Annotated in this window: 28 protein-coding genes; 14 read left to right on the top strand and 14 right to left on the bottom strand. The window is 69.3% G+C overall.

Annotated features, from left to right (window positions below):
* Nucleotides 1-14: 14 nt before the first annotated feature.
* The 4 genes from DEQ67_RS14125 to DEQ67_RS14140 form a co-directional block, all read right to left on the bottom strand.
* Nucleotides 15-335 carry a hypothetical protein gene (locus DEQ67_RS14125; RefSeq protein WP_115861248.1) on the bottom strand — a complete coding sequence of 107 codons (321 nt, stop codon included), beginning with the start codon at nucleotides 333-335 and terminating at the stop codon, nucleotides 15-17.
* A 37-nt stretch (nucleotides 336-372) separates the two neighbouring features.
* Nucleotides 373-1,806 (bottom strand): Hvo_1808 family surface protein, encoded by a 1,434-nt coding sequence (locus DEQ67_RS14130; protein WP_424020147.1) that lies wholly within the window; start codon nucleotides 1,804-1,806, stop codon nucleotides 373-375.
* Nucleotides 1,807-1,850: 44 nt separating this feature from the next.
* Nucleotides 1,851-2,288: a hypothetical protein gene (locus tag DEQ67_RS14135; RefSeq protein ID WP_115861252.1), complete on the bottom strand. Its 438-nt coding sequence runs from the start codon at nucleotides 2,286-2,288 to the stop codon at nucleotides 1,851-1,853.
* Nucleotides 2,289-2,384: 96 nt separating this feature from the next.
* Entirely contained in the window at nucleotides 2,385-3,815 is a 1,431-nt protein-coding gene (locus DEQ67_RS14140; RefSeq protein ID WP_115803290.1) for an Hvo_1808 family surface protein, read from the bottom strand.
* A 99-nt stretch (nucleotides 3,816-3,914) separates the two neighbouring features.
* Between DEQ67_RS14140 and DEQ67_RS14145 the strand changes: the two genes are divergently transcribed.
* Complete coding sequence (locus DEQ67_RS14145) at nucleotides 3,915-4,487, top strand: cysteine hydrolase family protein (RefSeq protein ID WP_006601083.1); 573 nt, start codon at nucleotides 3,915-3,917, stop codon at nucleotides 4,485-4,487.
* Between the two features lie 78 nt (nucleotides 4,488-4,565).
* Here DEQ67_RS14145 and DEQ67_RS14150 read toward each other — a convergent pair whose 3' ends face one another.
* The gene (locus DEQ67_RS14150; protein ID WP_004041693.1) at nucleotides 4,566-5,051 is read right to left on the bottom strand and encodes a PaaI family thioesterase; all 486 of its coding nucleotides are present in this window, start codon (nucleotides 5,049-5,051) and stop codon (nucleotides 4,566-4,568) included.
* A gap of 237 nt (nucleotides 5,052-5,288) precedes the next feature.
* Here DEQ67_RS14150 and DEQ67_RS14155 point away from each other — a divergent pair, with 237 nt between their 5' ends.
* Together DEQ67_RS14155 and DEQ67_RS14160 are read left to right on the top strand one after the other, a co-directional pair.
* Entirely contained in the window at nucleotides 5,289-7,868 is a 2,580-nt protein-coding gene (locus DEQ67_RS14155; protein ID WP_424020148.1) for a PAS domain S-box protein, read from the top strand.
* Between the two features lie 60 nt (nucleotides 7,869-7,928).
* Complete coding sequence (locus DEQ67_RS14160; protein WP_115861258.1) at nucleotides 7,929-9,056, top strand: hypothetical protein; 1,128 nt, start codon at nucleotides 7,929-7,931, stop codon at nucleotides 9,054-9,056.
* A gap of 199 nt (nucleotides 9,057-9,255) precedes the next feature.
* Here DEQ67_RS14160 and DEQ67_RS14165 read toward each other — a convergent pair whose 3' ends face one another.
* Nucleotides 9,256-9,939 carry a helix-turn-helix domain-containing protein gene (locus tag DEQ67_RS14165; RefSeq protein ID WP_424020149.1) on the bottom strand — a complete coding sequence of 228 codons (684 nt, stop codon included), beginning with the start codon at nucleotides 9,937-9,939 and terminating at the stop codon, nucleotides 9,256-9,258.
* A gap of 222 nt (nucleotides 9,940-10,161) precedes the next feature.
* Complete coding sequence (locus DEQ67_RS14170) at nucleotides 10,162-11,073, bottom strand: hypothetical protein (protein ID WP_115861260.1); 912 nt, start codon at nucleotides 11,071-11,073, stop codon at nucleotides 10,162-10,164.
* A gap of 54 nt (nucleotides 11,074-11,127) precedes the next feature.
* Here DEQ67_RS14170 and DEQ67_RS14175 point away from each other — a divergent pair, with 54 nt between their 5' ends.
* Both DEQ67_RS14175 and DEQ67_RS14180 read left to right on the top strand, forming a co-directional pair.
* The gene (locus DEQ67_RS14175) at nucleotides 11,128-11,814 is read left to right on the top strand and encodes a lipoate--protein ligase family protein (RefSeq protein WP_115861262.1); all 687 of its coding nucleotides are present in this window, start codon (nucleotides 11,128-11,130) and stop codon (nucleotides 11,812-11,814) included.
* Between the two features lie 136 nt (nucleotides 11,815-11,950).
* Nucleotides 11,951-13,240: a dihydroorotase gene (locus tag DEQ67_RS14180; protein ID WP_115861264.1), complete on the top strand. Its 1,290-nt coding sequence runs from the start codon at nucleotides 11,951-11,953 to the stop codon at nucleotides 13,238-13,240.
* A 32-nt stretch (nucleotides 13,241-13,272) separates the two neighbouring features.
* Here the strand turns inward: DEQ67_RS14180 and DEQ67_RS14185 are convergent, their stop codons facing one another.
* Entirely contained in the window at nucleotides 13,273-13,725 is a 453-nt protein-coding gene (locus tag DEQ67_RS14185; protein ID WP_004063072.1) for a hypothetical protein, read from the bottom strand.
* 126 nt (nucleotides 13,726-13,851) lie between these two features.
* On the opposite strand from DEQ67_RS14185, the gene DEQ67_RS14190 reads away from it, so the two are divergent.
* Complete coding sequence (locus DEQ67_RS14190) at nucleotides 13,852-14,379, top strand: DUF7529 family protein (protein ID WP_006601078.1); 528 nt, start codon at nucleotides 13,852-13,854, stop codon at nucleotides 14,377-14,379.
* Nucleotides 14,380-14,444: 65 nt separating this feature from the next.
* Here DEQ67_RS14190 and DEQ67_RS14195 read toward each other — a convergent pair whose 3' ends face one another.
* Nucleotides 14,445-15,197 carry a DUF5806 family protein gene (locus tag DEQ67_RS14195; protein WP_424020150.1) on the bottom strand — a complete coding sequence of 251 codons (753 nt, stop codon included), beginning with the start codon at nucleotides 15,195-15,197 and terminating at the stop codon, nucleotides 14,445-14,447.
* A gap of 120 nt (nucleotides 15,198-15,317) precedes the next feature.
* On the opposite strand from DEQ67_RS14195, the gene DEQ67_RS14200 reads away from it, so the two are divergent.
* Nucleotides 15,318-15,686, top strand: a complete 369-nt coding sequence (locus DEQ67_RS14200) for a universal stress protein (protein WP_004041703.1) — start codon at nucleotides 15,318-15,320, stop codon at nucleotides 15,684-15,686.
* On the top strand, nucleotides 15,683-16,237 hold the full coding sequence (locus DEQ67_RS14205) for a GNAT family N-acetyltransferase (RefSeq protein ID WP_008574696.1): 555 nt from the start codon (nucleotides 15,683-15,685) through the stop codon (nucleotides 16,235-16,237). Before DEQ67_RS14200 ends, DEQ67_RS14205 begins: the two co-directional genes overlap by 4 nt.
* Before the next feature lie 51 nt (nucleotides 16,238-16,288).
* Here DEQ67_RS14205 and DEQ67_RS14210 read toward each other — a convergent pair whose 3' ends face one another.
* The gene (locus tag DEQ67_RS14210; RefSeq protein WP_004041708.1) at nucleotides 16,289-16,744 is read right to left on the bottom strand and encodes a universal stress protein; all 456 of its coding nucleotides are present in this window, start codon (nucleotides 16,742-16,744) and stop codon (nucleotides 16,289-16,291) included.
* A gap of 101 nt (nucleotides 16,745-16,845) precedes the next feature.
* Between DEQ67_RS14210 and DEQ67_RS14215 the strand changes: the two genes are divergently transcribed.
* Complete coding sequence (locus tag DEQ67_RS14215; protein WP_186328097.1) at nucleotides 16,846-17,307, top strand: universal stress protein; 462 nt, start codon at nucleotides 16,846-16,848, stop codon at nucleotides 17,305-17,307.
* Nucleotides 17,308-17,410: 103 nt separating this feature from the next.
* Entirely contained in the window at nucleotides 17,411-18,700 is a 1,290-nt protein-coding gene (locus tag DEQ67_RS14220) for a DHH family phosphoesterase (protein ID WP_115803299.1), read from the top strand.
* Between the two features lie 45 nt (nucleotides 18,701-18,745).
* Here DEQ67_RS14220 and DEQ67_RS14225 read toward each other — a convergent pair whose 3' ends face one another.
* From DEQ67_RS14225 to DEQ67_RS14235, 3 genes are read right to left on the bottom strand one after another with little or no spacing between them, the layout of a single operon-like run.
* A complete protein-coding gene (locus tag DEQ67_RS14225) occupies nucleotides 18,746-19,174 on the bottom strand; it encodes a DUF5807 family protein (RefSeq protein WP_004041714.1) in 429 nt (142 codons plus the stop codon).
* Between the two features lie 54 nt (nucleotides 19,175-19,228).
* Complete coding sequence (locus DEQ67_RS14230) at nucleotides 19,229-19,666, bottom strand: DUF7112 family protein (RefSeq protein ID WP_004063077.1); 438 nt, start codon at nucleotides 19,664-19,666, stop codon at nucleotides 19,229-19,231.
* A gap of 24 nt (nucleotides 19,667-19,690) precedes the next feature.
* Nucleotides 19,691-20,092, bottom strand: coding sequence for a 30S ribosomal protein S6e (locus DEQ67_RS14235; protein ID WP_004041717.1), 402 nt, complete (start codon nucleotides 20,090-20,092; stop codon nucleotides 19,691-19,693).
* A 154-nt stretch (nucleotides 20,093-20,246) separates the two neighbouring features.
* Between DEQ67_RS14235 and DEQ67_RS14240 the strand changes: the two genes are divergently transcribed.
* Nucleotides 20,247-20,549, top strand: coding sequence for a rubrerythrin-like domain-containing protein (locus DEQ67_RS14240; protein ID WP_004041718.1), 303 nt, complete (start codon nucleotides 20,247-20,249; stop codon nucleotides 20,547-20,549).
* A 96-nt stretch (nucleotides 20,550-20,645) separates the two neighbouring features.
* On the opposite strand, the gene DEQ67_RS14245 is transcribed toward DEQ67_RS14240, so the two are convergent.
* Entirely contained in the window at nucleotides 20,646-21,740 is a 1,095-nt protein-coding gene (locus tag DEQ67_RS14245; protein ID WP_163489211.1) for an aminopeptidase, read from the bottom strand.
* A 91-nt stretch (nucleotides 21,741-21,831) separates the two neighbouring features.
* Between DEQ67_RS14245 and gnd the strand changes: the two genes are divergently transcribed.
* The 3 genes from gnd to DEQ67_RS14260 all read left to right on the top strand — a co-directional run bounded on the left by gnd (nucleotide 21,832) and on the right by DEQ67_RS14260 (nucleotide 25,147).
* Nucleotides 21,832-22,731 carry a phosphogluconate dehydrogenase (NAD(+)-dependent, decarboxylating) gene (gene gnd / locus DEQ67_RS14250; RefSeq protein WP_004041720.1) on the top strand — a complete coding sequence of 300 codons (900 nt, stop codon included), beginning with the start codon at nucleotides 21,832-21,834 and terminating at the stop codon, nucleotides 22,729-22,731.
* Between the two features lie 180 nt (nucleotides 22,732-22,911).
* Nucleotides 22,912-23,493 carry a 2Fe-2S iron-sulfur cluster-binding protein gene (locus DEQ67_RS14255; protein WP_049896652.1) on the top strand — a complete coding sequence of 194 codons (582 nt, stop codon included), beginning with the start codon at nucleotides 22,912-22,914 and terminating at the stop codon, nucleotides 23,491-23,493.
* Between the two features lie 187 nt (nucleotides 23,494-23,680).
* Nucleotides 23,681-25,147 (top strand): MATE family efflux transporter, encoded by a 1,467-nt coding sequence (locus tag DEQ67_RS14260; protein WP_304999731.1) that lies wholly within the window; start codon nucleotides 23,681-23,683, stop codon nucleotides 25,145-25,147.
* Nucleotides 25,148-25,174: the final 27 nt, after the last annotated feature.

Genomic DNA, 25,174 nt, shown 5'->3' on the forward strand with positions numbered 1-25,174 from the left:
TTGTCTTCAACGGGTCAGCAGACGGCGATTGTCGCGTCGTAGACCGTCCCGTTCTTGCGGGCGTAACTGGGTCCCGGCGACCACGGCCGGTCGTCGAGCGAAACCATCGAGTCCGAGGCCAGCGCGTCGTCGAAGGCGGCCTGTTCGGCGGGCGTGAGCGACTCGTAAGCGACTATCTCCGCGTCGGCGGGAACGTCGTCGGCCGGGTCCACGCCGAGTTGCGGCGGGCAACTGTTCGACCACGGAACGAGCGACCCGGTGACGAAGAGGAAGGCCGCGACGAACAGGACGAGCAAAGAGGCGACGAGCGCGAAGCGACCGAGCCGGCTGGACATACGGAGCGACTGTCAGCCGAGAAACAAGTGTTTTCTCCTAGCTTCGCTCGTGAATCTCGTCCACCTGCGCCACGGTCGGCGCGTTGACGACGGTGACGGTGTTCCCCTCCCTCGTTACCCGATAGGCGTCCGCGAAGGGGCCGTCGTCGACGCGGTAGGTGTCCTCGCCCGCCTCCGACGCGTTGAGGCTGCGCTCCAGCGTGTCGGTCACGTACGCCCGCTCGAACTGCTCGGCGTCCGCCTCGGTATCCCAGACCGTCCGCCAGACGTAGCCGCGCTCGTGGGGGTTCGCCTCGTACGTCTCGTCGGACGCCGGGCGGTAGGGAACCACCGCGTCGCCGGCCCAGCCCTCGGAGGGTTCGGCGGTGTAGTTGTACGGCGAGTACGCGCCGGGGGCCTGCTGGAGGCTCGCCCGGTCGACGGCGCGGTGCTTCCAGAACGTCGCGAAGATGGACGCCTCGCCGACCGTGTCGGCGGCGGGGTCGGTGTCGTAGCGCGTCCACGCCGCCGACGAGCGGTCTTCGACCGTCACCTCGACCGGTCGCTCGTCGGGGTAACGGGTCGGGTGGAGCACCTGCTCGGTCGAGGTGGGGCGGTCGGCGTAGGCCGCGTCGACGGCCGCCCAGCCGCCGCGGTCGCGCAGGTCCGAGACGAACGTCGGCCCCTCGCTGTACGGCGTGTAGATGGTGATGAACACCGGGTAGTCGACCGACCCGCCGCCCGAGCCGCCGCCCGAGGGCCGGGGGACGCAGTCCCAGTCGGCCTCACAGCGGGCTTCGTACAGGCCGTCGACGTAGCGGGCGTCGCCTTCGACCAGCCCGCTGTGGGCGAGTTGGGCGTCCTGCGTCGACGGCGAGCGGTCCAGACCGAACTGCTGGTCCTGTGCGGCGTGGACCAGTTCGTGGGCGAGCGTCCGACGGTCGATGGTCGGTTGGCTGTCGTCGCTCACGACGACGATGCGGCCCTCTGAGGGGGAGTAGTAGCCGAGCACCACGCCGCCGTACAGCTCGTCGAACACCTCGTCGATGGTCCGGTCCTCACCGACCAGCAACAGCGCCTCCCACACCTGGTCGTTCCAGTCGCTGTGGACCGGGTCGGTCGACGCGTCGGACTCGTTTCGGTACTCGGCGCGCGAGACGACCTCGACCGGCACGGACTCCTCGAACTCCAGTTCGCGGACGACCTCGACGCGAGCCATCGTGCGGGCGACGAACGCCTCCATCTCGGAGTCGTTCAGGCCGTCGGACTGGTCGACTGCGATGGACTCGTTGTACCAGTAGCCGGCCTCCCAGCCGAGTCGGTCGGTCGACGGGTCGTCGGGCCACGACCGGTCGGCGTCCGGGTCCGGGTCCGCGCCCCCGACCGCGGCGTCCGAGTTGTCGTTCGCGGCGCTCGGGTCTGCGACGGGGGCGGCACAGCCGGCGACGACGAGCAGAAATGCGGAGAAAACGGCGGCGAGGCGGCGGTTCATAGCCAATTCACGGGCGGGAGTCGAAAAAGCGTCCCGGCGCGGGGTCAGCAGATTGCGACGACGGAGCTGTACGTCTCGTTTTCGTACCTGACGTACGGGCGCTCCACCCAGAACTCGTAGGCGTCGGTCCGCTCGGAGAACGACGCGGCGTCGGCGCTCTCTGCGGAGTTTGACCCGCCAACCGCCGCGTCGAACTCCGCGCGCCGCTCTGTCGAGAGGTTCGCGTAGTCGAAGACGGTCGCGTCGCTCGGAACCTCATCCGCGGGGTCGACCGAAAGCGAGGCGTTGCAGTCGAAGTACCACTCGTCGGTTTCCGTGGGCGTCGCCGGGTCGGTCGGTGTGGGTTCCGTCGTCGCAGTCGGCGTTTCCGCCGTCACCGACGGCGACTCACCCGGCGCGTCGGCAGTCGGGACGCCGACACAGCCGGAGAGGACGGCGAGCGCGGCGAGCGCCGCCAGCGGGAGGGCTCGAAAGCGGGCCATATCCCGGTTGGCGTCGCCCCGCGGCAAGTGCTTTGTCACCGGGCGGGCGGGAACGCGAAACGGAACGGGAAAATCAGCGTGAAACGCGGAGTCGACTCAGCCGGCGAGTCCCGGCCGAATCTCGTCCACGTCGGCGGGCGTCGGCCCGTTGACGACGACGACGCGGTCGCCGGTGCGGACGACCCGGAAGGCGTCGTTGAACGAGCCGTCCGCGATGACGTAGACGCCGTCGTCCCGCTGGGTGGCGTCGTGGGCGCTGAGGATGTTCAGGTACGCGTCGTGGAACTCCCGCGCGTCGTCGTCGGTGTCCCACTCAGTCATCCAGACGTAGCCGTAGTCGGTCTCCGCGCCGGCCGCGTTGCGGTAGGGGAACAGGCGGTCGTTCGCCCAGCCGTTCGACGGCTCGGCGTCGTAGTTGTACGTGTCGTACTGCGAGTTCGTGTCGAGGATGGACTGGACGCGGACGGTTTCCGCGCCGGACGTGCGGGCCTGATACCAGAACATCGCGAACATCGACGCCTCTCCGACCGTGTCCGAGCCCTCGACGCCCTGGTCGGGGAAGGTGGTCCAGCCGTTCGTCCCCTCGTCGACGAAGGAGATGGGACGGGGCGATTCGTCGGTGACGTGGATGGTCTGTTCGGTGGACGCCGGCGGGTCGCGAAGGGCGTCGTTGACGGCCTCCCAGCCGCCCCGCTCGTAGAGGTCGTGGACGTACACCGGGCCGTCGGAGTACGGCTGGAAGATGGTAATCAGGACGCCGAGGTTCGGGCTGCCGCCGCTGTTTTCCGTGTCGGGCGTGGCGACGCAGTCCCACGTCCCGGCCGCGCACCGCTCGCTGTACTGTCGTTCGACGTAGCTGGCGTCGCCCTCGACGATGCCGTCGGTGGCGAGGTCGCCGTCCTGCGTCTCGCTTCGGAATCGGGCGTCGGTCAGGTCGAACCGCTGGTCCTGTGCGGCGTGGACCAGTTCGTGGACGAGCGTGGCGTTGTCGATGGTCGGCTCGCCCGGGGAGTCGGTGACGATTTTGATTTCGCCGTCGGACGGCGAGTAGAAGCCGAGGACCGAACTCCCGGTCGTCTCGGAGATGGCGCTCGCGCTCGCGGTCGACTCACCGGCGATGAAAAGCGCCTCCCACACCTGGTCGTTCCAGCGGTTGTACTCGGAGTCCGAAGCGGCAGAGCCGCCGGCGTTGGCGCTCCGGTAGTCGTCTCGGGAGACGACGCTGACGGGGACGCGCTCGTCGAACTCCAACTGCCGGAGCTGTTCGACGCGGGCCATCCCGCGGGCGACGTACGCCTCCATCTCGGAGTCGTTGAGGCCGTCGGACTGGTCGACGGCGATTGGCTCGTCGTACCAGTAGCCGTTCTCCCAGCCGAGCACGTCCTGGTCGGGGTCGTCGAAGCCGTCTCTGTCCGGGTCGGGGGTCGCGGGCGACGCGTCGCCGCCGGGCGCGGCCGTGGGGGCGGCACAGCCGGCGAGAACCAAGAGTACGGCGGCGAAAACGGCGCGGAGACCGGTGGTTCGCATATCGTACCCTTAGACTCCGGAGTGAAGTACCTTGTCGGGTTCGGGCGTCGAATCGAACCGGCGCGTACTGTTTTGGTCGTCCCGGCGCAACCCACGCGCATGGAACTCGACCCGACCCGAACCGCGGTGGTCGTCGTGGATATGCAGAACGGCTTTTGTCACCCCGACGGGAGCCTGTTCGCGCCGGGGAGCGAATCCGCAATCGAGCCGGTTACGGGACTCGTCGCCGCCGCCCGCGACGCCGGCGCGCGCGTCGTCTACACCCGCGACGTGCACCCGCCGGAGCAGTTCGACGGCAACCACTACTACGACGAGTTCGAGCGCTGGGGCGAACACGTCGTCGAGGGGACGTGGGACGCCGCCCTCCACGGCGACCTCGACGTGCGCGACGAGGACCTCGTCGTCGAGAAGCACACCTACGACGCGTTCTACCGGACGCAGTTGGCGGGCTGGCTCGACAGCCACGGCGTGGACGACCTGCTCATCTGCGGCACGCTGGCGAACGTCTGCGTCCTCCACACCGCCGGGAGCGCCGGCCTGCGGGACTACCGACCGATTCTCGTCACCGACGCGCTCGGCTACATCGAGGAAGAACACAAGGCGTACGCCGTGGACCACGCCGACTGGCTGTTCGGCGAGACGGCGACGCTCGCGGACGTGACGTTCGAGTAGACCGGCGGCCCCGCCGAGCGCGAGCGGAACCCTGACTCTAACCCCGACTCCGACGCTGACCGCGACTCCGGCCGCGTCTCACTCCCGAAAGAGCCGATACGCGCCCTGTCCGGTGGCGACGGCGTCGTTCCAGTCGCTCGACGGCGACTGCCGGGCGGCCACGTCCGAGTCCTCTTCCGGGTCGGTGCTGACGACGGTGATGGTGCTCACGCCGACCGAGCCGCCGGCGCGGACGACCTCAGCGACCGCGGTCAGGTCGCCCGACGCCCGCCGCAGGTAGTTCACGTTGAGATTGATGGTGGCGACGCCGCCGGCGAGCGGGTCGTCGAGCATCGTTCGGAGGGCGATGCCGCCCGCGGTGTCGATGAGCGTCGCCGCGATACCGCCGTGAATCGTCGGCGGCGACACGGTGTTGGTGAGCTTCTCGTCGTACGGGATGGTCATCACGATGCGGCCGCGCTCGATGGCGTCGACGCGGGTGTTGAGCCACGACAGGTAGCCGTGTTCGTCCTCGATGTGTCGCTGGACGATTGCCGCGGCCTCGGCGGGAAAGTCGTCGGCCATATCACGAACGAGTGTGTCAAATAGTATGTAACCGACGGTCGGTGGCAACCCCGGCGGACCCGCGAGCAGCGCGAGCAGGCGGTCGCCTCGCCGGTCCCGCGAGCAACGAGTGGGCCGCACCGAGGCGACTGCGAGCGGGAAACCGACCGGCGAGTGAGCCGAGCGGACGGGAGCCGTAGAGCACTTGTCAGTCCGGTGGTGAGTGAAATATATACACGTTCACGGAGTGATACGGGTATGAGCGACACCCGCGTCGTACTGGTCGACGAGTGCCCCGACGGCCTCGTCGACGCCCTCGGACGACGCGGGTTCACGACCGAGACGTGCGCCGACCGCGGCGACGTGTTCAGTGCCCTCGACGCCGGAGTCGGCGGCGTCGTCGTCCGCGGCGCTCTCGACGCCGAGTTCGTCTCCGGCGTCCGCGACCGAGTCGGCGTGGTCCCGGTGTTCTTTCTGACCGAAAGCACCCCGGAATCGGCCCACGACGGCGGCGCAATCGCCATCAGCGACCCGGAGACGCCGGAAGCGGTCGCCTCGGTCGCCGCGCGGGTCGAGCGGGCCATCGAGTTCACGCAGTGGGCGTCGGCCGGGCGGAACTCGGACTCGCTGTATCGGACCGTCGTCGAACAGAGCCACGACGCCATCTTCGTCGCGCAGGACGGCGAGTTTCGCTTTTGGAACCGCCGGCTGACCGAGCTCACCGGCCTGCGCGACGGCGAACTCGACGAGCGGTCGGTGTCGAGTATCGTCCACCCCGACGACCGCGAGCGGGCCGCCGCCATCGCCACGACGCGACGACAGGGCGTCGACGCACCCGCGAGCTACGAGATTCGTCTCGTCGACGCCGACGGCGCGGCCCGCGAGTGCTCGACGAACGTCAGAGAAATCGACTACCACGGCTCCGACGCCGTCCTCGTCTCGATGCGCGACGTGACCGAGCAGCGGGCCACGGAAGCGCAGTTCCGCGGGCTCGTGGAGCTGGCACGGGACCTCGTGACCCTCGTGGGAACCGACGGGCGAATCAAGTACCAGAGCCCCTCCGTCACCGAGGTGCTCGGATTCGACGAGGACGAACTCGTCGGAGAGCACGTCGCCGACCTGATTCACCCCGACGACTGGGACCGCGTCAAGGCCGTCTTCGAGCGCGCGCTCCAGACCGGGGCCGACGGGACCGACCCCGTCCGGTACCGCCAGCGGAACGCCGAGGGGTCGTGGACGTGGCTCGAATCCGTGGGGAGCAATCAGGCCGACACCTCGGTCGACGGCTTCGTCGTCACCTCGCGGAACGTGACCGAACAGCGGAGCTACGAGCAGCGGCTCAAGCGCTACGAGACCATCGTCGAGAGCATCGGCCAAGGCGCGTACGTGCTCGACGAGGCGGGTGTCGTCCAGTTCATCAACGAGGCCGCGCTCTCGCGGACGACCATCCCCATGTCGACGTTCGTCGGCCGACACGTCTCGGCGCTCCGCGACGCCGGCTATCTCGCCGCCGACCAGTACGAACGCGCCCAGTCCGCGCTCGACGCCGTCCTCGGCGGCGAGAGCGAGCGCGAGCGGTTCGAAATCGAACTGTCGTTTCCCGAGAAAAACTACGTGGCCGAGTTCACCGTCTCGCCCATCGTCGACGACGGCGGGGAGGTCGCGGGCGCGGTCGGCATCTCGACGGACGTGACGGAGCGAAAGCGGTACGAACAGCGGCTCAACGCGCTGCACGCGTCGACCCGACGGCTGACGGGGGCGACGAGCCGCGAGGAAGTCGCGGAAATCGTCCGCGAGGCCGCCACCGAAGTCCTCGACTACGCGATTAGCGGCGTCCTCCTGTACGACGAGTCGCAGGACGCGCTCGTCCCGACGGCGTTCACCGACGAGGCGTGGGACGTGTTCGGCGACGTGCCGCCGATTCCGCGAGGGGCCGGGCTGACGTGGGAGGTGTTCGAACGCGGCGAGCACAACCTCTACCGGGACGTGGACTCGAACCCGCGACGGTTCGTCCTCGACGCCGGGGTCAAAGAGGAACTCATCGTGCCGATTCCCGACCACGGCGTGTTCTTCGTCGCGTCCGTCGGCGACGACTCGCTGGCCGACCAGCGCATCGCGTTGGCGAAGGTGTTGGCCGCCAACACCCGCGCGGTCTTGGACCGGGTCGAACGCGAACAGCTCTTGCGGCGGCGCGAGCGCGAACTCGCCAGCCAGAACGAACAGCTCGAATCGTTCGCGTCGGTCGTCTCGCACGACCTCAAGAACCCGCTGAACGCGGCGATGGGCTATCTCGACCTCGCCCGCGAGCAGTACGACGGCGACGAACTGGACCGCGTCGCCGACGCCCACGAGCGGATGGCCGGCATCGTCGAGGACATGTTGGCGCTCGCGCGCAACGGTCAGACGGTCGAGGAGGCCGAGCGACTGTCGCTCGGGGGCGTCGCCGAGGCGGCGTGGACGACCGCCGCGAGCGACGCGCCGGAAGCGACGCTCGTCACCGACGGCGAAATCCCGGTCGACGCCCACCGCGGGCGGCTCAGACAGCTCCTCGAAAACCTCTTTTCGAACGCGATTCGCCACGGCGGCGACGACGTGACCGTCCGGGTCGGCCCCCTCGACGACCGCGCCGGCTTCTACGTCGAAGACGACGGCCCGGGGATTCCGCCGGACGACCGCCCCCGCATGTTCGAGGCGGGCTACACCACGAGTTCCGAGGGGACCGGTTTCGGCCTCAGCGTCGTCATGAGCGTCGTGAACGCCCACGGCTGGAGCGTCTGGTTCGTCGAGAGCGACGACGGCGGCGCGCGGTTCGAAATCACGACCGAAAGCGACCACTGACGGGCCGAGAGTGTCGCCGCCGGCGGCAACACTAATTGCGGGTCGTCCGAACGGAGCGCCATGGAAACACCGGACGAGACGACGGTCCGCGCGGCCGACTCGTGTCGGGAGTCGCTGCCCGAGCGCGTCGACGGCGGGCGGGTGCTGTTCGGATTCGACGGCTACATCGACCGCGTTCGGGAGTGCGTCTCCGAGCGACAGTCGGCAGATACCTACGAGCGGGTGCCGACGCTCGACGCGTTCGCTGAGCGCGTGAACGACTCGGTCGAAGCCGAGAGTTCGCTCACCTTCGAGTGGATTCAAGACGGCGTCCGCACCGGCGGACACGTGAGCCACCTCGCGCGCGCCTTCGACCGGATGGGGTTCGAGCCCGGAGTCGTCGGCTGTCTCGGCGACCCGGTCGAAGAGCCGTTCGTCGAGGAGTTCGGCCACCTCCCGCTGGAGACCCTCGGGTCGCCGGGCTACACCGACGCCGTCGAGTTCGGCGACGGGAAGCTGATGCTCACCGAAATCGGCGCGCTGATGACGCTCGACTGGGCCGGAATCGAGTCGCGCGTCGGCTTCGACCGACTGGCCGAACTGGTCGACGGGGCCGAACTCGTCGGGATGGGCTACTGGTCGGAGATGCCCGAGCTACCGGACGTGGCCCGCGGCCTCCGCGAGGAGCTGTGGCCGACGCTGTCGGACCCGCCGGAGACGCTGCTTTTGGACCCCGGCGACCTCAGAAAGCGAGAGCCCGACGTGGTCGCCGCGGGCGTCGAGCAGGTGTCGGCGCTGGACGACGCGGTGCGCGTCGTCGTCTCTGCGAACCGCTACGAGACGCGCTATCTCGCGCGGCTGGCGGGCGTCGAGAGCGACGACTTCGGCCGCGAGTCACAGGCGGCGTTCGACCACCTCGGCGTCAGTCGGTTCGCGGGCCACGGCATCGAGGAGGCGCACCTCGTCGACGAGGCGGGAACCGCGACCGTCGGGGTCCCCCGGACGGACGACCCGGTGTTGACGACGAGTTCGGGCGACCACTTCAACGCGGGCCTCGCGCTCGCGCACGTCCTCGACCTCGGTCGCGCGGAGTCGCTCGTCGTCGGCAACGCCGTCGCGGGACACTTCGTCAGAACCGGGTCGCCGCCGACGTACGACGAACTACGGGCGTTCGCCTCGGGGTATCTCGATTACTTCGACGCCGCTTAAATACCGATTGTCCACACAAGGGTCAGATATATTACTAGAATCGGCGTACCGATATGCGTCGGTGGCACCCCCCACACGGGCGCACCGCCGGAGAGCCGCGAGTCGCGCCGTTCCGGCGGCGAAATCGACACCCGCCGTGGCATCTCGCGCCCGGTTGCCGCGCCCCACCACGGTCCCGTTTTGACGCATCATCGGCTCCTCACTCGGACCGCGAACCGCGGTCGAGGTCGTCTATCGTCGACCCGACGAGGTTTCGGAGGGCCCGACGAAGCCGCTGTGAGAGCGCCTGTTCGGTGATACCCAACCGGCTCGCGATGTCGTCGAGACCCGCCTCTTTCGGCGTCTCGAAGTAGCCCCGTTCGAAGGCGAGCCGAAGCGCCGTCAGCTGTTTCTCCGAGAGGCCGGTGTCCGGGGGGTGACGCTCGTCGAGGCGGGCCGGTTCGACGCGGCGCACGTCGATGTCGATATCGCGGGAGAGACAGGCGTCGTGGAATCGGGTGGTCAGCTCGTTCGACGGGAAGTACACCGACAGCGACCAGCCGTACCTCGTGCCGACCATTCGCCGGACGATGCCGTCGCACTCGCGGATGGCCGAGAGGATGTCGCCGTCGCGGGTCGCCCACTCGCAGCGGTAAAGCCGTCCCTCGGGTCCGTCCGATATCGGTTCGAAGCGCTCGATGCTCGCGTGGTCGTCGAGCAGGTTGTCGAGCGCCTCGCGGTCGCTCCCGCGGGCGACGAAGTAGGGAACCGGCTCGTCCGTCACCGGGATACCGCCGACGAACGTGAGTTCGAACTCGGGGTCCTCGAACGTTCCGTCGGGCGAGGCCCCGGCCAGCGGGTGGCCGAGTTCGACCTCGTACCCACTGGCGTGGTCGCCGGTCATCGCAGCGCGGAGGCAGCGGCTGCATCGAACACCGAAGCGACGGCACACGCTCGTATGTCGGATCTCACGAACGGAGAAAAATACGGGCGACCGAAGGATATTTTTTGCGGAGACTAATCCTTTCATAGTAAAGGTGTTTAAAAATGGTGCCACAAAGTGGAGGTGTCGGGCAGTCGCGCCGGAGAGGATTTAAAAAGCAGTTTCATGACACTTCTGCCGCCGTCAGTCGAGTCGAATCGGGTCGGCGCTGGGGCGAATCTCGACCGACACCTCGTCGCCGGTGGCGAAGCCGTGACCGGGACAGACGAGTTTGCTCCCGAAGTCGACGCGAGACGCGAACAGTGACAATCCAGTGACTCGAACGCCGTCGACGAGCACGTCGAAGTCGGCCCACGGAACATCGCGGCCGGCCGCCCGGCCGACCCGCTCGCCGAGGAGCGACAGCGATTGTCCGTCTTCGACGGGCGAGAGCGCGCCCCCGAAGCCGTAGTGGGCGAGCCCGCCGTCGAGGACGACGCCCTCGTCGCTGGCGAGACCGACGAACCCGTCCGGGCCGACCGCCGCGTCGGCGCGGGTCGGGGCGTCGAGAACGACGAACGTCTCGGCCGTCTCGACGACGGTTCCCGTCCCGTCCCAGTCGAGCGGCGAGACGGTCACGTCGGGCGACACCGGGAGCGACCCCCGAGCCCGGTGGTGGTTCGCGTCCGCGGCCCGAAAGCCGACGTGGACGTGGTTCGAGACCCACGGCGCGAAAAAGCCGGAGCGGACGAGCCGTCCCAGCGAGTCACCGACCGCGACCTCGTCGCCCGCGTCGACGCCGGGGTCGACGTGGAGGATGCGCGCGACCAGTCCGTCCCGGGGGTCGTCGTCGGGATCGCCGAGCCAGTCCAGTCCGGTGGCGTCGGCGTCGACATCGACGAGGATGAGGTACTCGTCGTCGTGGGCGTAGGGCTTGTCGGGCGCGCGGACGGTCCGCGTCTCGCGGACGACGCCCGCGACGGGCGAGCGGGCCACCGGGTCGTCGGCGGCGACGTAGAGGTCGATAGCACACCCGCTGTCGTGGGCGGGGTACGGCGAGTTGTAGAGCGAGAAGCGCTCGAAGCGCGAGAGCATCGGCCGCGGCAGTCGCAGCATGGTCGTCGGGACGGGACGGGTGCGCTTAGGTACGTCGGGGTGGTTCTCTCGGGCATGCGCGTCATCCGCGGCCGCGGGCCCGACCGGGAGGCGGACCGGGCGGTCACCGCGGCCATGCTCCGCGAGGCGGGCGACACGGACGAACCGGCGTTCCGCGCGTGGACGCCGCACCGACAGCTCGCGTTCGGCAGGCGCGACACCCGCGCCCCGCGGTACGGCGAGGCCGTCGCCGCCGCCGAGGAACGCGGTTTTCCCGCTGTCGAGCGCTCCGTCGGCGGCCGCGCGGTGGCCTACACGGGAACCACCGTCGCGTTCGCCCACGCGGTTCCCCTCGACGACGCCCGGAGCGGCCTCGACGCGCGGTACGAGGCCGGAACGACCGCCGTCGTCCGCGCCCTGCGAACCCTCGGCGTCCCCGCGCGGCGGGGCGAGCCCCCGGCGTCGTACTGCCCCGGCGACCACTCGGTCCAAGCGGGCGGGAAGCTCTGCGGCCTCGCCCAGCGCGTTCGAAAAGAGAGCGCGCTCGTCTCCGGCGTGGTCATCGTCACCGACCGCGACGAGATAGCCGACGTGCTCGCGCCCGTCTACGAGGCCATCGACGTTCCCTTCGACCCGGATTCGGTGGGGAGCGTCGCCGACGCCGGCGGCCCGGCCAGTTCCGACGCGGTCTGCGACGCCCTCGAAGCCGCCTTCGTTGGCGACGCGGAGACGCGCGTCGAAGGCGCGGCGGACCTCGCGTGAGCGACTGACTGCGACCGCTCCCCGAACCGCCGGCCCCGTCACTCCCCGAACCGCCGGCCCCATCACTCCCCGAACCGCCGGCCCCGTCACTCCCCGAACCGCCGGACTTAGCACCCGGCGCGTCGCACCCCCTCGTATGCGAATCGAGAACGCGACGCTGGCCGACGGCCGCGCCGTCGACGTCCGCGTCGAGGACGGAACCGTCGAGGCGGTCGGTGACCTCGACCCCGTCGCCGACGAGGAGACCGTCGACGCCGAGGAGAACCTGCTTCTGCCGGGCGCTATCGACGTGCACGTCCACTTCCGCGAACCGGGATTCGAGCACAAGGAGACGTGGGAGACCGGCGCGCGGAGCGCCGCCGCGGGGGGCGTGACGACCGTCGCCGACCAGCCGAACACCGACCCGACGACGACCGACGGCGCGGGCTTCGACGTGAAAGCGGAGTGCGCCGCGAACGCCTGCATCGACTACGGTATCAACGGCGGCGTCACCGCCGACTGGGACCCGGACAGCCTGTTCGACCGACCGCTTTTCGCCCTCGGCGAGGTGTTTCTGGCCGATTCGACCGGCGACATGGGCATCGAGGCCGACCTGTTTGCCGAGGCCGCGGAGCGCGCCGGCGAGGCGGGCGTGCCCGTCACGGTCCACGCCGAGGACGCCGACCTGTTCGACGAATCGGCCATCGAGGGCGACCTCGGCGGGGTCGGCCGCGACGCCGACGCCGACGCGTGGAGCGCCTACCGGACCGCCGAGGCCGAAGCGGTCGCCGTCGAGCGCGCCGTCCGCGTCGGCGGCGAGACCGGCGCGCAGATTCACATCGCCCACACGAGCACGCCGGAGGGCGTCGACGCCGCCCGCGACGGCGGCGCGACCTGCGAGGCGACGCCGCACCACCTGTTTCTGTCCCGCGACGACCTCGACGAGTTGGGCACCTACGGCCGGATGAACCCGCCGCTCCGCTCCGAGGCGCGCCGCGAGGCCATGTTCGAGCGCCTCGCCGACGGCCGCATCGACATGGTCGCCACGGACCACGCGCCGCACACGCGCGAGGAGAAAGAACGGTCGCTCCTCGACGCCCCGAGCGGCGTCCCCGGCGTCGAGACGATGGTGCCCCTGCTTCTCGGCGCGGTCGTCGCCGGCGACCTCACCGCCGAGCGCGTCCGCGACGTGGTCGCCGCGAACCCCGCCGACGTGTTCGACCTGCCGCGCAAGGGCCGCATCGAGGCGGGCGCGGACGCCGACCTCGCGCTGTACGACCTCGACGCCGCCCGCGAGATTCGCGGCGCGGACCTCCACTCGAACTGCGAGTGGACGCCGTTCGAGGGCCACACCGGCGTCTTCCCCGAGTGGACGATGCTCCGCGGCGAGTTCGTCTGGGACGGCGACGAGTTCGGCGCGGTCGCCGGCGAGAACGTCCGCGACTGAGCGCAACTGAGCGCGACTGCGGCGCGAAAATCTCAGAACCGCGCGGCCGCGACCTGTGCGCCCTTCCAGCCGACGCCGACGAGCACCGCCAGCGGCGCGGTCAGTGCGACCAGCGAGACTGCCGACCCGGCGAGGCCGCCGAGACCACCGAGGCCGGCCGACAGGACGACCGTCCCGAGGAAACCGCCCACGGCGAGCGCCGGGGCGACCAGCGCGTACGCGAACAGCCAGCGCTGTCTGCGAGTGAACCGGACGCCGTATCCCGGTCCCGGCGGGATGAGCAGGCCACCAGCGAGGAGGACGAAGCCGGCGACCCCGAACACGAGGAGGAAAAAGCCCGCGAGCCCGTGGGCGAAGCCGTCGCTTCCGGGCGGCGGCGGGGGCATCGTGACGGCGGTCCGCCAGACGAACGCGAGAAGCGCGACCCCGGCCCCGGCGACGGGGAGTTGGAGCGACCCGAGGACCGCGCGGAGTGACCATCGCATCGGGCCGACTGTCGGCGGGGAGACAGATAGCAGTTCCGCCGTCGGGTGTCGGGACCCCCGCCGGACCGGACGAACCCGACGCAAGCGAATCTTTTTCCCGTCCGACTCCCCGAGGGAGTGACACGCATGACCGACGAGCGGACGCCGCCGCGAGGCCGCGACCCGAACGCGGACGCCGACGAACCGCACGCACTCACGGGACTGCTGTCGTTCTGGGAGACGGTCGTGGAGGACGCCGAGGCGACCGCGGCCGAGTACGAAGACGAGGGCTGGGAGACGCTCGTGCTCCATCCCGGCGACGTGTCGGTGTTGCCGCCGGCGAACCTGCCGGAGGCGACGGAGCGCGTCGGCTTCGACGTGCTCGTCCCCGGAAGCGAGTTCGACGCGCTGTCGTCGTGGGTCGAGTCGGCCGAGTTCGACCGCTACGACGTGTACCGCGCCCGCGAGGACGACACCGTGTTCGTCGTCTCGGTCGTGCAGGACGCCGCGGCGTCGAAGGCCGTCGTCGTCCCGCTGTACTACGAGCTGGGCGAGGTGGACGCGATGGCGACGAAGGCGCGAAAACAGGACGAACTCCGGCTCTACGTTCGGCCGGTCGAGGCGGACCGACGCGTCGAGTTAGTCCAGTCGGAACCGGACCCGCTTTTCCCCTGACTGCGAGTCGGCGCGGCGTCGGTCCGGGGGCAAAACCGGTGCGGAGTCGCACGGACCGCGGGGCCTCACCCCTCGTCAGACAGTTCCTCTTGCCGCAGTTCCGTGCTCGCCTCGCGGACCTCGCGCATGACGCTCGAAATGCGCTCTTCGGCTTCGAGTTCCTCTTCGACCGAGAGGTCGACGCCCTCGACTTCGAGCAGGAACTTGGCGATTTCCGTCACCTCGTACATCATCTCGTCGAGTTCCTCGGCCGTGAAGAACCCCGACATCGCGCCGTAGAGGAACGTCGCGCCCGACTTCCGGACCTTGTCGCGGAACGCAGACCGGGCCTGATTGACCGCCTGCGGCGTGTAGGTATCGGTCATGAAGGGGACGAGTTCGGGGAGGTTGTTCCCGATTTTCGTCATCTCGACGCCCGTCTCGGTCCGGAAGTCGGCGCAGAGTCGCGCGATTGCCCACTCGCGGGCCGTCACGTAGGTCCGCTCGCGGAGGAAGTCGTTGACGCGGTCGTACTGCGCGCCGTCGACCTTCTTGAACCGGGCGTACTTCTGTACGTCCTCGGGAACCGCGTCGTCGGCGTCGGCTCCGGCGTCTGGACCGGCGTCGCCGGCCTCGGATTCAGTCGCGGTTTCGGCGTCGGCATCGGCTCCGGCGTCGTCTCTCGGTTCCGCGCCCGCAGTCTCCGAGCCGGTGGCCGGGTCTGCTGGCTCCGTGTCTCCCGCCGCTTCGTCCGCCGCCGCTCGCGGGTCCGCGTCGGGGCGAGCCGTCTCCTCGGCGTCGCTCGCGCCCGTCTCGAACTCGTCGGACTCGTCTGTCATACCGCGGGCTACCGCGGCACGGCCGAAAAGGGTTCCGCGACGCGCGGTCCCCCGCCGGCGGGGATGTCGCCCCCCGTTTCCGGGTAAGGGTTTTCTATCGCGCCCGCGAGATTGGGAATCATGAAGGTACTGCTCGGAATCGGTGGCAGCGACGATTCCATGCGGGCGCTCGAAACGACGGTCGAACGGACGGCCGAGGTCGGCGACGACCTCACGGTCGCCATCGTCGACAACCCGTCCGGCGAGCGCTCGCGCGAGGAGATGGAAACGCGGGTGACGGAACTGCTCGACGAGCGCGGCGTCGACGCGACCGTCCGCGCGCTCGACGGCGACCCGGGGAGCGCCCTCGTGGACCTCGCCGAGAACGAGGGGTTCGACCAACTGGTGCTCGGCGGCGGCGAGACGAGCCCGATGGGGAAGATACAGATCGGCAACATCGCGGAGTTCGTCCTGTTGAACTCCCACGTGACCGTCACCCTAGTACGATGAGCGACCGAACGTTCTCCGACGCCGTCGCCGACCCGTACGACGCGCCGCCGCTGTCGTTCACCGACGGGGAAGACCGCACCATCGAGGTGCGCGCGCACGACGGCTCCGACGAGGAGTTGGAGGCGCTCGTCGAGATGTACGACGCGTTCGACCCCTCGGACCGCGCGCAGGGCATCCCGCCGGGCCGCGAGGACCGCATCCGCGACTGGCTGGAGAACATCCTCGACGAGGACTGCCTGAACGTCATCGCGTGGGACGGCGACGAGGTGGCCGGCCACGCGACGCTCGTCCCCGACGGCGACGCCTACGAACTCGCCATCTTCGTCCACCAGACGTACCAGCGCGCCGGCATCGGGACGCGGCTCATCAAGGCGCTGCTCGGCCACGGCCGGGAGGCCGGCGTGGAGAAGGTGTGGCTCACGGTCGAGCGGTGGAACCGCGCGGCGGTCGGCCTCTACCAGACCGTCGGCTTCGAGACGAGCGACGCCGAGAGCTTCGAGTTGGAGATGACCATCCGACTCGCCGAACCGCCGGACGACGAGGGCGGCTGAGGGCGGCGGCGAGCCGCGACAACGACCAACAATTCAGGATTCAGACAGGATTCAGACCGAAAGCACGGGCTGGCTGGCGTACAGGAGGACGTACTCGGCGGCCTTGGCGAGCACCTCGCCGGGGTCGCCCGAGACGGGCTCTCGGGGCACGACGATGAAGTCCGCGTCGAGTTCTTCTGCGGTGTCGAGGACGACGCTGCCGGGGTGGCGGAGCTTGCTCGTCCGCGAGAAGCCGTAGGCGACCGACGTGGTGACGGGCACGTCGGCGGTCTCTGCGAGCGCCGACACCGTGTCGGTGACGGCCTTGCTGTCCTCGGCGACGGCGTCCTCGTCGACGACGCCCTGCTCTATGGCGCGGACGACGTCCTCGCCGAGGACGTGGACGGCGTGGACCGCGGCGTCGTACTCGGCCGCGACGGCGGCGGCGTACTCCGCCGCGCGCGTCGCCTCCTCGCTTTGGTCGACCGGCACGAGAACGAGGTCGATAGAGAGCGGGCGCGGTGACATGTCCCCACCTGCGTCGGGGGACGACAAAAAACTCACCCCACGGTCCCGCCGGCCGACCGCCCCAGACTGGTTTTATGCCGCCGCGCCGTGAACCCGAAGCCATGTTCGACACCATCGTCATCGCCACCGACGGCTCGGCGAGCGTCCGCCGGGCGGTCAGCGTCGCCGTCGACCTCGCAGAGCGGTTCGACGCGTCGGTCCACGCGCTGTACGTCATCGACGCCGGCGACGTGGAGACCGCGCCGGACCGACTCCGCGACGAGATGCGCGACGCGCTCACCGAACGCGGCGAGGAGGCGCTCGCCGAGGTCGAGGCCGCGACCGACCGCGAGGTGACCGTCGCGGTGCGAGAGGGCCGCCCCGCCGCCGAGATTTCGAACTACGCCCGCGAGGTCGACGCCGACGCCGTCGCCATGGGAACACGGGGCCGCCACGGCGAGAACCGCTTTCTCATCGGCAGCGTCGCCGAGCGCGTCGTCCGGACCTGTCCGGTGCCGGTGCTGACGGTCCGCCAGCTGGAGGAGGGGACGACGGACTCCCTGCTGAGCGACGAGGCGGCCTGAGCGGGCCGCGTGGCTCGGTTCGGTCGCGGCCCGCGGGACGTTCGGCGCGGTCTCCGCCGACGGAATCGGGAGGAGTTTTCCCCGTCGCGCCCGAGTTCGGCGTATGGAAGACGAGCTCATCGACAGTTCTCAGCTCTCGCTCCCCCGCAAGTCCGTGCTCCCCGGAGCCGGCTTCTTCTACCCCGAGTCGTTCGACGAGGAACGCGCCGAAGAGCGCGCCAAGGCGAAACTCGAAGACGCGTCGGTCGCGGTCGTCACCGACACCGACGCCGACGGCCTCGGCTGCGTCGCCCTCCTCCGGGAGGCGTACGACGCCGCACTCGACGTGGCCGACTTCGAGGAACGCATCGAGGAGAAACTCGCAGACGACGAAGGCGACGAGGACGACGAGGACGAATCGCCCCTCAACGAGGAAGCGGAAGAAGAGCGCCCGAAGTCGCCGGTCGCGCTGATGGGGTCGAGTCCGTACTCGTTGGAAGACGACCTCCAGCGCGTGGCCGACTACGCCCCCGAGGGCGTCGAGGTGTACGTCTGCGACCTCTGTCCGGACAAGTTCGAGTACGTCGAGGAGGAACTCGCCGCGCTCGTCGAGACGGCGGGCGAGATTCACTGGTACGACCACCACCAGTGGAAGCCCGAGGTGGCCGAGGCGGTCCGCGAGGCCGGCGTCGACCTCGTCGTCGGCGAGTCCGACGAGGAGTGTTCGACCGACGTGACGCTCCGCGAACTCGACTACGAGTTCGACGAGCGGTTTTCCGAACTCGCGGCCGTCACCCGCGACCACGACCTCTGGCTGAACGAAGACGAGCGGAGTCAGGACCTCGCGGACTACGCCTACTGGACTTCGAAAGAGGAGTACGTCGCCGTCGTCGGCGCGTACGGCGCGGACCTCCCGCCGGTCGTCGAGGAGTACATCGCCCACCGCCGCGTCGAAAAGGAGAACCTCATTCAGGCCGCCGTCGACCGCGCCGAACTGAAGACCGTCGGCGACTGGACGGTCGGCGTCACCTACGGCCGCTGCTCGCAGAACGAGGTCGCCGACGCCCTCCGCGAGGCGGGCGCGGACGCGGCGGTCGTCGTCAAGCCCGCCGGAAGCGCCTCCATTCGCGGCTCCGACGACTTCGAGCGCTGTCACGAGGTCGCGGACCTCGTCAACGGCGGCGGCCACCCGAAGGCCGCCGGCTGTAAGCCCGACATCTACGACGACATGCTCGACTACGCTCACCACTGGACGACGCAGGGCGCGACGACGAAGCGCGTCATCCTCCGGGCGTTCGAGCAGGTCGCAGACGCGGTCGCGGAGGCGGAAGCGGAAGCGGAAGCGGAAGCCGCGGCCGACGCGGAAGCCGACGATGACGCCGAAGACGACGAAGGCGTCGAAACCGAGCGCTAACGGCGAAACTAAACTCGAAACGCGGCGTCGAAAAACGGGGGTCGATTACGCGTCGTCGACGACCCAGCGGTCGGAGTACGTCGTGCCGCAGGTACACTTGGCGTAGGCGTGGACCACGTCGCCCTCCTCGTAGATGCCGCCGACCTCCTCGTTTTGCGCCTCGGCGAACGAGAAGATGAACTTCACCTCGTGGTTCTCCTCGGCGGCCGCCTCGGGGCAGGTGCCGCCGCTCAGGTCGTCGTCGATGTCGCCGTCGTTGCCCATGGCGGTCTGGGCGAACTCCATGGCGTCCATGCCCGTGCCGGCCGCGAAGGCGCGGCGGCCGTCGTCACCGGGGACGACGAGGACGTAGCCGTTGTCGACTTCGACGCCCATGTTCGGGAGTTTGCCCTGACTGTCGAGGTACTCGTGGGTGAGATAGAGCGCCACGTCGTCAAGGCGCTCGCCTGCGAGATACTCCGTTACCTTGCTCATACCCCGCCTAGGGCGGTCGGCGCGTAAAAGCGGCGTGTCTCGGAGTCCGACCGGTCACTCGTCGGACGGGCCGAACTGCTCCGCGATGCTCGAAAGCGAGTCGTTCGGCCGTTCGGTGATGCGGTACACCTGCCGGACACCCGGAACCCGGAGGCCGTACTGGTAGCCGTCGTCCAGTTCGTCGAGTTCGACGGCGTCGCCGTCGGCCCGGTCGTGTTCGCGGCACCACTCGACGAGTCGATTCTCGCCGTCGTTCGGGGTGCGCGCGAGGCGCTTGTTGTCGTACGCGCCGCGAATCACGAGTCCCGAGGCGTCGGCCGAGAGACGGGCGTGGTAGGCGGTGCCTCCGAGGTGGAGGCGGACGAAATCGCCGTCGGCGGCGAGCACGTCGTCGGGGACGCGCAGGCAGGGGCGACGGGTGCCGCCGCTTCGGGCGATGTTCGCGCGGAACGTCTGGACCGACGGATGGTCGGAGGGCAGTTGCTCTGGCACGGGGAAGAGAGGAGTGAGACGGCGTTATTCGTCGGCTTCTTCGTCGTCGCCCTCACCGAAGGCGGCGGCGACGTCGCCCTCGCCGGCGACGACCTTCGCGTTGATCTGGACGGTCTCGTCGGAGACCTCGCGGCCGCGGACGGTGACGCGCTTGCGCTCGCCGTCGCGGGACGGCTTGTAGCCGATGCCGTCTTCGGCGAGGATTTCCTTGAGCGCGCCGCCGGGCACGTCGGGGTGCATCGGTCGGCCGGCCTTGTCCGAACCGCCCGTCAGTTCGAGCGTGAAGCCGTCGAGACCGACGGCCGCGCCGTCGACCTCGTCACCGAGGTCGCGGCCGAGGAATCGGTTTGCGTCCTGTCCTTCGACGTCGACTTGGTAGGTCGCACCGGAGTCGGGGTCGGCGACGACGACCATGAATTCTGCCATGCGCGGATGAAAACGGTCGCGGATAAAAAGTACGTCGAAAGCGCGTCTCGGGACCGCACCCACCGAATCGGGGTGAAACGGCCGAATTCGGCGTCGTCAGGGAGAACGGAGAACCTAGGTAAGAGTTAACATTCAACATATCGTACACCGTAACATGAGCAAGGATATCGACACGCGTGGGGTCGTAGCCCTCGTCAAAGCCAAATCGAGGGCGCTGGTCGGCCCCGAGCCGACGGACCTCGTCGAACGACGCCCGGCGGAGTTGGTCGAGCGCCGGACGGAGGCGTTGGTCGAGGCGGAGCCGACGACGCTCGTCGAACCCCGGCCGACAACGCTCGTAAAACAGCGACGCCACGAATGTCCCACCTGCGGCTACAAGTCCGAAGAGGCCGTTCACGAACGAGTCTGCCCGGAGTGCGGCGGGACGCTTCGCAACGCCGGCACGGGTCGGGACTGAGTCGCAAGCGGCGGAGTCCAGGAGGAGGCACAGACACGACGTTCGCGGTGGTTCGTGCTCGCCGCACCGAGAAGACAGAGACGGCGCTGCGGCGGGTTAAAACCCGTCTTCCCACCGGAACGTGCCGTTCCGCTGGACGACCTCGCCGTCGACCTCGATGCGCGAGTCCTCGCTCATGTCGGTTATCATGTCCGTGTGGACCGCGGACTGGTTGCCGTCTTCGCCCTCCGGGAGACACGCGCCGTAGGCTCGACCGACCGCGAGGTGGACGGTGTCGCCCATCTTCTCGTCGAAGAGGATGCTGTCGGTGAAGCGGTCGATGCCGCGGTTCATGCCGATGCCGAGTTCACCGAGTCGGCGCGCGCCCTCGTCGGTGTCGAGGATGCCGGCCAGCGCGTCCTCGCCCGCGCCCGCGGAGAAGTCCACGACCTCGCCGCCCTCGAACGTCAGGTGGACGTTCTCGACGCGCTGACCCTCAAGCGTCATCGGCACGTCGAAGAACACCTCGCCCTCGACGGCGTCCTCGACGGGCGCGGTGAACACCTCGCCCGACGGGAGGTTGTGGGAGTCGTAGGCGACCGACGCCGCGGAGTTGACGGCGGTCCGCCCCTCGATGGACATCGTGAGGTCGGTGTCGGCCTTGACGATGCGGACCTCCGACCCGGCGTCGAGCACGTCTTTCATGTTCGCCATCTCCTCGGCGAGCGCCGACCAGTCGCGGAGAATCGCGTCGTAAACGAAGTCGGCGTACGCCTCGAAGGACATGCCCGCCTGCTGGGCCGCCGCGCGGGTGGGGTGGACCGTCGAGACCCAATCGGTGTCCATGCGCGCCTCTTTGACCTCGCTCGTGGCGCGGCCGTAGGCCTGCCGCGTCTCGGTCGGTACGTCGGCGGTCGCCGCCGTGTTGCGGGTGCCGCCGAGAAAGAGCACCGAGTCGGCGGCCTCGTAGAGGGCGAGTTCGTGTTCGGGAAGTTCGAAGTCGCCGTCGTGCGCGCGGAGGTACGCCCGCTGGACCTCCTCGGAGGCGTACGTCGTGACGACGTTCGCGCCGCGCTCGCCGAGTGCGTCGGCGACGGCGACCGCGAGGTCGTGAGCCCCCTCGCCGACGGAGACGACCACGTCGTCGCCGGCCTCGATTCGCGCGCTCCAGTCGACGAGCACCGCGGCGTGCTCGTGGATGCGTTCGTCCATACGCGACCCTCGCGCGCGGCGGTAAAAACGTCGGCGTCCGCGAACGCGCCAAACCACAACCACTACCACCCCCCGCGGACGATGCCGACGCATGCAACTAGGCGTCATCGGCCTCGGCCGGATGGGACGCATCGTAGTCGACCGAGTGCTCGATGCCGGGCACGAGGTCGTGGCCTTCGACCTCTCGGCGGAAGCCGTCGCGGCGGCCGCCGACGCGGGTGCCGAACCCGCGGACAGCGTCGCCGACCTCGTCGACCGACTCGGCGACGACAAGCGAATCTGGCTCATGGTCCCCGCGGGCGACGCGGTGGACGCGACCCTCGACGACCTCGACCCGCACCTCGACGGGGACGACGTGGTCGTCGACGGCGGCAACTCCCACTTCGAGGAGTCCGTGCGGCGCGCCGAGGCGTGCTCGGCGGCCTACCTCGACTGCGGGACCTCCGGCGGCCCCGCCGGTGCCGAACTCGGCTTTTCGCTCATGGTCGGCGGCCCGCAGTGGGCCTACGACGAGCTGACCCCCGTCTTCGACGCCGTGGCGACCGGCCCCGACGGCCACGGCCACATGGGCGACTCCGGCTCCGGCCACTACGTGAAGATGGTCCACAACGGCGTCGAGTACGCGCTGATGCAGGCGTACGGCGAGGGCTTCGAACTGCTCGCCGAGGGTCGCTACGACCTCGACCTCGAATCGGTCGCCAAGACGTGGAACAACGGCGCGGTCATCCGCTCGTGGCTCCTCGAACTCTGCGAGGAGGCGTTCCGCGAGGAGGGCAGCGACCTCGGTGACGTGGACGACCACGTCGCGGGCGGCTCGACCGGCACGTGGACGGTCCAAGAGGCGCTCGAACAGGAGGTCCCGGTCCCGCTCATCTACCAGTCGCTCGCCGAGCGGTTCGGCTCCCGCGCCGACGACCGCTTCTCCCGCCGCCTCGCCAACCGGCTCCGGTACGGCTTCGGCCGCCACGAGGTCGCGCGGAAAGACGACTGACGCGGCCGCGAACTACCGGCCGTGCCCGGCGACGCTCTCGGCGCGCCCGAGACGGACGCCGTTCTCGCCCCCGATATTGTGGGAACCCCGGTGAAACCCTCGTCTCGGCGGCGAAATCGACCGCCCGCGGGTGCCGCCACAATCACAATTTCCTTAACCCCTCCCTCCATATCCGCCGGTATGGCAGTCATCAGTCTGGTGGGTGTCGGGGCCGGATTGGTCCTGGTACTCCTCGCCGTCGCCCTGCACTACTCGAAGGGCACCGGCTGGGAGCCGACCGCCGACATCACACAGGAGGTCCTCGAACGCCGCGCGGCGACCGTCGCAGAGACCGACTTCCCCGAGCCGATGAACCGCTCTATCGGGGGCGGCGGCGGCGTCGCCGCGGTCGGTGGCGGCGAAGAGGGCGCCGAACTCGAAGGCGAGGAAGCGGAAGAAGAGCCGAGCCCCGCCGACATGCCCGAAGACGAAGTCGAGTACTTCGAAGTCGAGTTCGTCAAGCAGGGCGAGACCATCGAGCTGGCGAGCAACGAGACGGTGCTCGACCAGGGCGAAGACGCCGGGATGGACCTCCCCTACGCGTGCCGACAGGGTTCCTGTGTCTCCTGTGCCGCGAAGATTACCGACGGCCCGGCCGAAGAGTACATCACGCACCACACCCAGGAGACGCTCTCCGACGAGGAGATGGACAACGGCTACACGCTCACCTGCGTCGCCTACCCGAAAGCCGACTTCGCCATCGAGACCGGCGAAGCGCCGTAACGCGACGACCGCAGCCACCCACCTTTTCTCGCGACGCCACCCATCCCGGTGAGCCGCGGTCGCCGCTCGTGCGGCCGACCGCCCCGCCACGACTCGCCCAGTCGCACTCGTTCGGTGCCGGGACGTTCCAGCGTTCGAAGACGCCTATCGACGCTTTCAAACGGTCTCCGCGTGTCTCACCTGTTCAGTGTCCCTCCCCGAAGGAGGTTCCCTCACCGAAGGCGACCTCAAACGGCCGATGTTCGAACTGGCGTGGCCGATTATCGTCACCGAACTCCTCCAGGTGGCGTACAACCTCGCGGACACCGTCTGGCTCGGCCGGCTCTCGACCGACGCCGTCGCCGCCATCAGCCTCGCGTTTCCGCTCATCTTCCTTCTCATCTCCGTCGGCGGCGGCTTCACCGTCGCCGGCAGCACGCTCGTCGCGCAGTACACCGGCGCGAAAAGCGAAGGCTCCGCCGGGACCGTCGCCGGACAGACGCTCACGTTCATCACCGTCATCGCCGTCGTCGTCGGCGTCATCGGGTTTTTCGCCACCGACGCGATGCTCGGCGTCCTCCCGAGTTCGGAGGCGACCGCCGGGCAGGTCATCCCCCTCGCCGGCGACTACATGCGGGTGTTCTTCCTCGGCCTGCCGTTCCTGTTCGGCTTCTTCGTCTTCTCCGCGCTCATGCGCGGCTACGGCAACACCCGCGCTCCGATGGTCGTGATGTTCATCAGCGTCATCATCAACATCGTCATCGACCCGGTGTTCATCTTCGGCTTCGACGCCAACCCGCTGTTTTCGATGCTCGGAGTAGAGGGCTTCCAGGCGAGCCTCTTCGCCGCCACGGGTTTCGACGGCTTCAAAGTCGCCGGCGCGGCGTACGCGACGGTCCTCTCGCGCGCCGTCGCCACCGTCATCGGCATCTACGTCATCTTCGGGACGAGCGCCGGCCCCGACGTGCAACTCGCCGACTTCCGCCCGCAGTTCGAGTACATCAAGCAAATCGTCGATATCGGCGTCCCGAGCGCTATCGAGCAGTCCGCCACCGCCCTCGGCTTCATCACCCTCACCGCGATGGTCGTCACCTTCGCCCCCGAAGTCGTCGCCGCGTTCGGCCTCGGCAACCGCCTCACGTCGCTCGTGTTCCTCCCGGCGCTCGGCCTCGGGCGAGCGACCAACACCATCGTCGGCCAGAATCTCGGCGCGGGGAAACCCGACCGCGCCGAGAGCGCCGTCTGGCTCGCCGCCAAGGTCGGCGCGAGCGTCATGCTCGTCACCGGCGTCCTCGCGTACGTCTTCGCCGAACCCGTCGTCGCGTTCTTCCTCCAGACCGGGACCGCCTCGGCCGCCCAAACCATCGACCTCGGCGTCGAGTACATCCGCATCCGCGCTGTCGAGTTCGGCTTTATTGGCGTCCTCCAGGTCGTCCTCGGCGCGTACCGCGGCGCGGGGAACACGAAAACCGCCCTCGGCTTCTCGCTTTTCGCGCTCTGGTTGGGCCGAGTGCCCATCGTCTACCTGCTTTCGTTCCAGTTCGGCTTCGCCGAGACCGGCATCTGGCTCGGAATGGCCGTCGGACAGATTCTCGGCGCGATTGCGGCCACGGCGTGGTTCACCCGCGGGACGTGGAAACACAGCGTCGTCGACGCCGACGCGGCCGGAACGTAATCGGCCGCCGGCGCGGGTTCCACAACG

This window comes from Haloferax sp. Atlit-48N, assembly GCF_003383015.2.
Classification (GTDB): domain Archaea; phylum Halobacteriota; class Halobacteria; order Halobacteriales; family Haloferacaceae; genus Haloferax; species Haloferax volcanii.

What these genes read in the sequence shown, in the direction of transcription:
- DEQ67_RS14125 (WP_115861248.1), bottom strand. Translation starts at nt 335, where the DNA reads ATGTCCAGCCGGCTCGGTCGCTTCGCGCTCGTCGCCTCTTTGCTCGTC.
- DEQ67_RS14130 (WP_424020147.1), bottom strand. Translation starts at nt 1,806, where the DNA reads ATGAACCGCCGCCTCGCCGCCGTTTTCTCCGCATTTCTGCTCGTCGTC.
- DEQ67_RS14135 (WP_115861252.1), bottom strand. Translation starts at nt 2,288, where the DNA reads ATGGCCCGCTTTCGAGCCCTCCCGCTGGCGGCGCTCGCCGCGCTCGCC.
- DEQ67_RS14140 (WP_115803290.1), bottom strand. Translation starts at nt 3,815, where the DNA reads ATGCGAACCACCGGTCTCCGCGCCGTTTTCGCCGCCGTACTCTTGGTT.
- DEQ67_RS14145 (WP_006601083.1), top strand. Translation starts at nt 3,915, where the DNA reads ATGGAACTCGACCCGACCCGAACCGCGGTGGTCGTCGTGGATATGCAG.
- DEQ67_RS14150 (WP_004041693.1), bottom strand. Translation starts at nt 5,051, where the DNA reads ATGGCCGACGACTTTCCCGCCGAGGCCGCGGCAATCGTCCAGCGACAC.
- DEQ67_RS14155 (WP_424020148.1), top strand. Translation starts at nt 5,289, where the DNA reads ATGAGCGACACCCGCGTCGTACTGGTCGACGAGTGCCCCGACGGCCTC.
- DEQ67_RS14160 (WP_115861258.1), top strand. Translation starts at nt 7,929, where the DNA reads ATGGAAACACCGGACGAGACGACGGTCCGCGCGGCCGACTCGTGTCGG.
- DEQ67_RS14165 (WP_424020149.1), bottom strand. Translation starts at nt 9,939, where the DNA reads ATGACCGGCGACCACGCCAGTGGGTACGAGGTCGAACTCGGCCACCCG.
- DEQ67_RS14170 (WP_115861260.1), bottom strand. Translation starts at nt 11,073, where the DNA reads ATGCTGCGACTGCCGCGGCCGATGCTCTCGCGCTTCGAGCGCTTCTCG.
- DEQ67_RS14175 (WP_115861262.1), top strand. Translation starts at nt 11,128, where the DNA reads ATGCGCGTCATCCGCGGCCGCGGGCCCGACCGGGAGGCGGACCGGGCG.
- DEQ67_RS14180 (WP_115861264.1), top strand. Translation starts at nt 11,951, where the DNA reads ATGCGAATCGAGAACGCGACGCTGGCCGACGGCCGCGCCGTCGACGTC.
- DEQ67_RS14185 (WP_004063072.1), bottom strand. Translation starts at nt 13,725, where the DNA reads ATGCGATGGTCACTCCGCGCGGTCCTCGGGTCGCTCCAACTCCCCGTC.
- DEQ67_RS14190 (WP_006601078.1), top strand. Translation starts at nt 13,852, where the DNA reads ATGACCGACGAGCGGACGCCGCCGCGAGGCCGCGACCCGAACGCGGAC.
- DEQ67_RS14195 (WP_424020150.1), bottom strand. Translation starts at nt 15,197, where the DNA reads ATGACAGACGAGTCCGACGAGTTCGAGACGGGCGCGAGCGACGCCGAG.
- DEQ67_RS14200 (WP_004041703.1), top strand. Translation starts at nt 15,318, where the DNA reads ATGAAGGTACTGCTCGGAATCGGTGGCAGCGACGATTCCATGCGGGCG.
- DEQ67_RS14205 (WP_008574696.1), top strand. Translation starts at nt 15,683, where the DNA reads ATGAGCGACCGAACGTTCTCCGACGCCGTCGCCGACCCGTACGACGCG.
- DEQ67_RS14210 (WP_004041708.1), bottom strand. Translation starts at nt 16,744, where the DNA reads ATGTCACCGCGCCCGCTCTCTATCGACCTCGTTCTCGTGCCGGTCGAC.
- DEQ67_RS14215 (WP_186328097.1), top strand. Translation starts at nt 16,846, where the DNA reads ATGTTCGACACCATCGTCATCGCCACCGACGGCTCGGCGAGCGTCCGC.
- DEQ67_RS14220 (WP_115803299.1), top strand. Translation starts at nt 17,411, where the DNA reads ATGGAAGACGAGCTCATCGACAGTTCTCAGCTCTCGCTCCCCCGCAAG.
- DEQ67_RS14225 (WP_004041714.1), bottom strand. Translation starts at nt 19,174, where the DNA reads ATGAGCAAGGTAACGGAGTATCTCGCAGGCGAGCGCCTTGACGACGTG.
- DEQ67_RS14235 (WP_004041717.1), bottom strand. Translation starts at nt 20,092, where the DNA reads ATGGCAGAATTCATGGTCGTCGTCGCCGACCCCGACTCCGGTGCGACC.
- DEQ67_RS14240 (WP_004041718.1), top strand. Translation starts at nt 20,247, where the DNA reads ATGAGCAAGGATATCGACACGCGTGGGGTCGTAGCCCTCGTCAAAGCC.
- DEQ67_RS14245 (WP_163489211.1), bottom strand. Translation starts at nt 21,740, where the DNA reads ATGGACGAACGCATCCACGAGCACGCCGCGGTGCTCGTCGACTGGAGC.
- gnd (WP_004041720.1), top strand. Translation starts at nt 21,832, where the DNA reads ATGCAACTAGGCGTCATCGGCCTCGGCCGGATGGGACGCATCGTAGTC.
- DEQ67_RS14255 (WP_049896652.1), top strand. Translation starts at nt 22,912, where the DNA reads ATGGCAGTCATCAGTCTGGTGGGTGTCGGGGCCGGATTGGTCCTGGTA.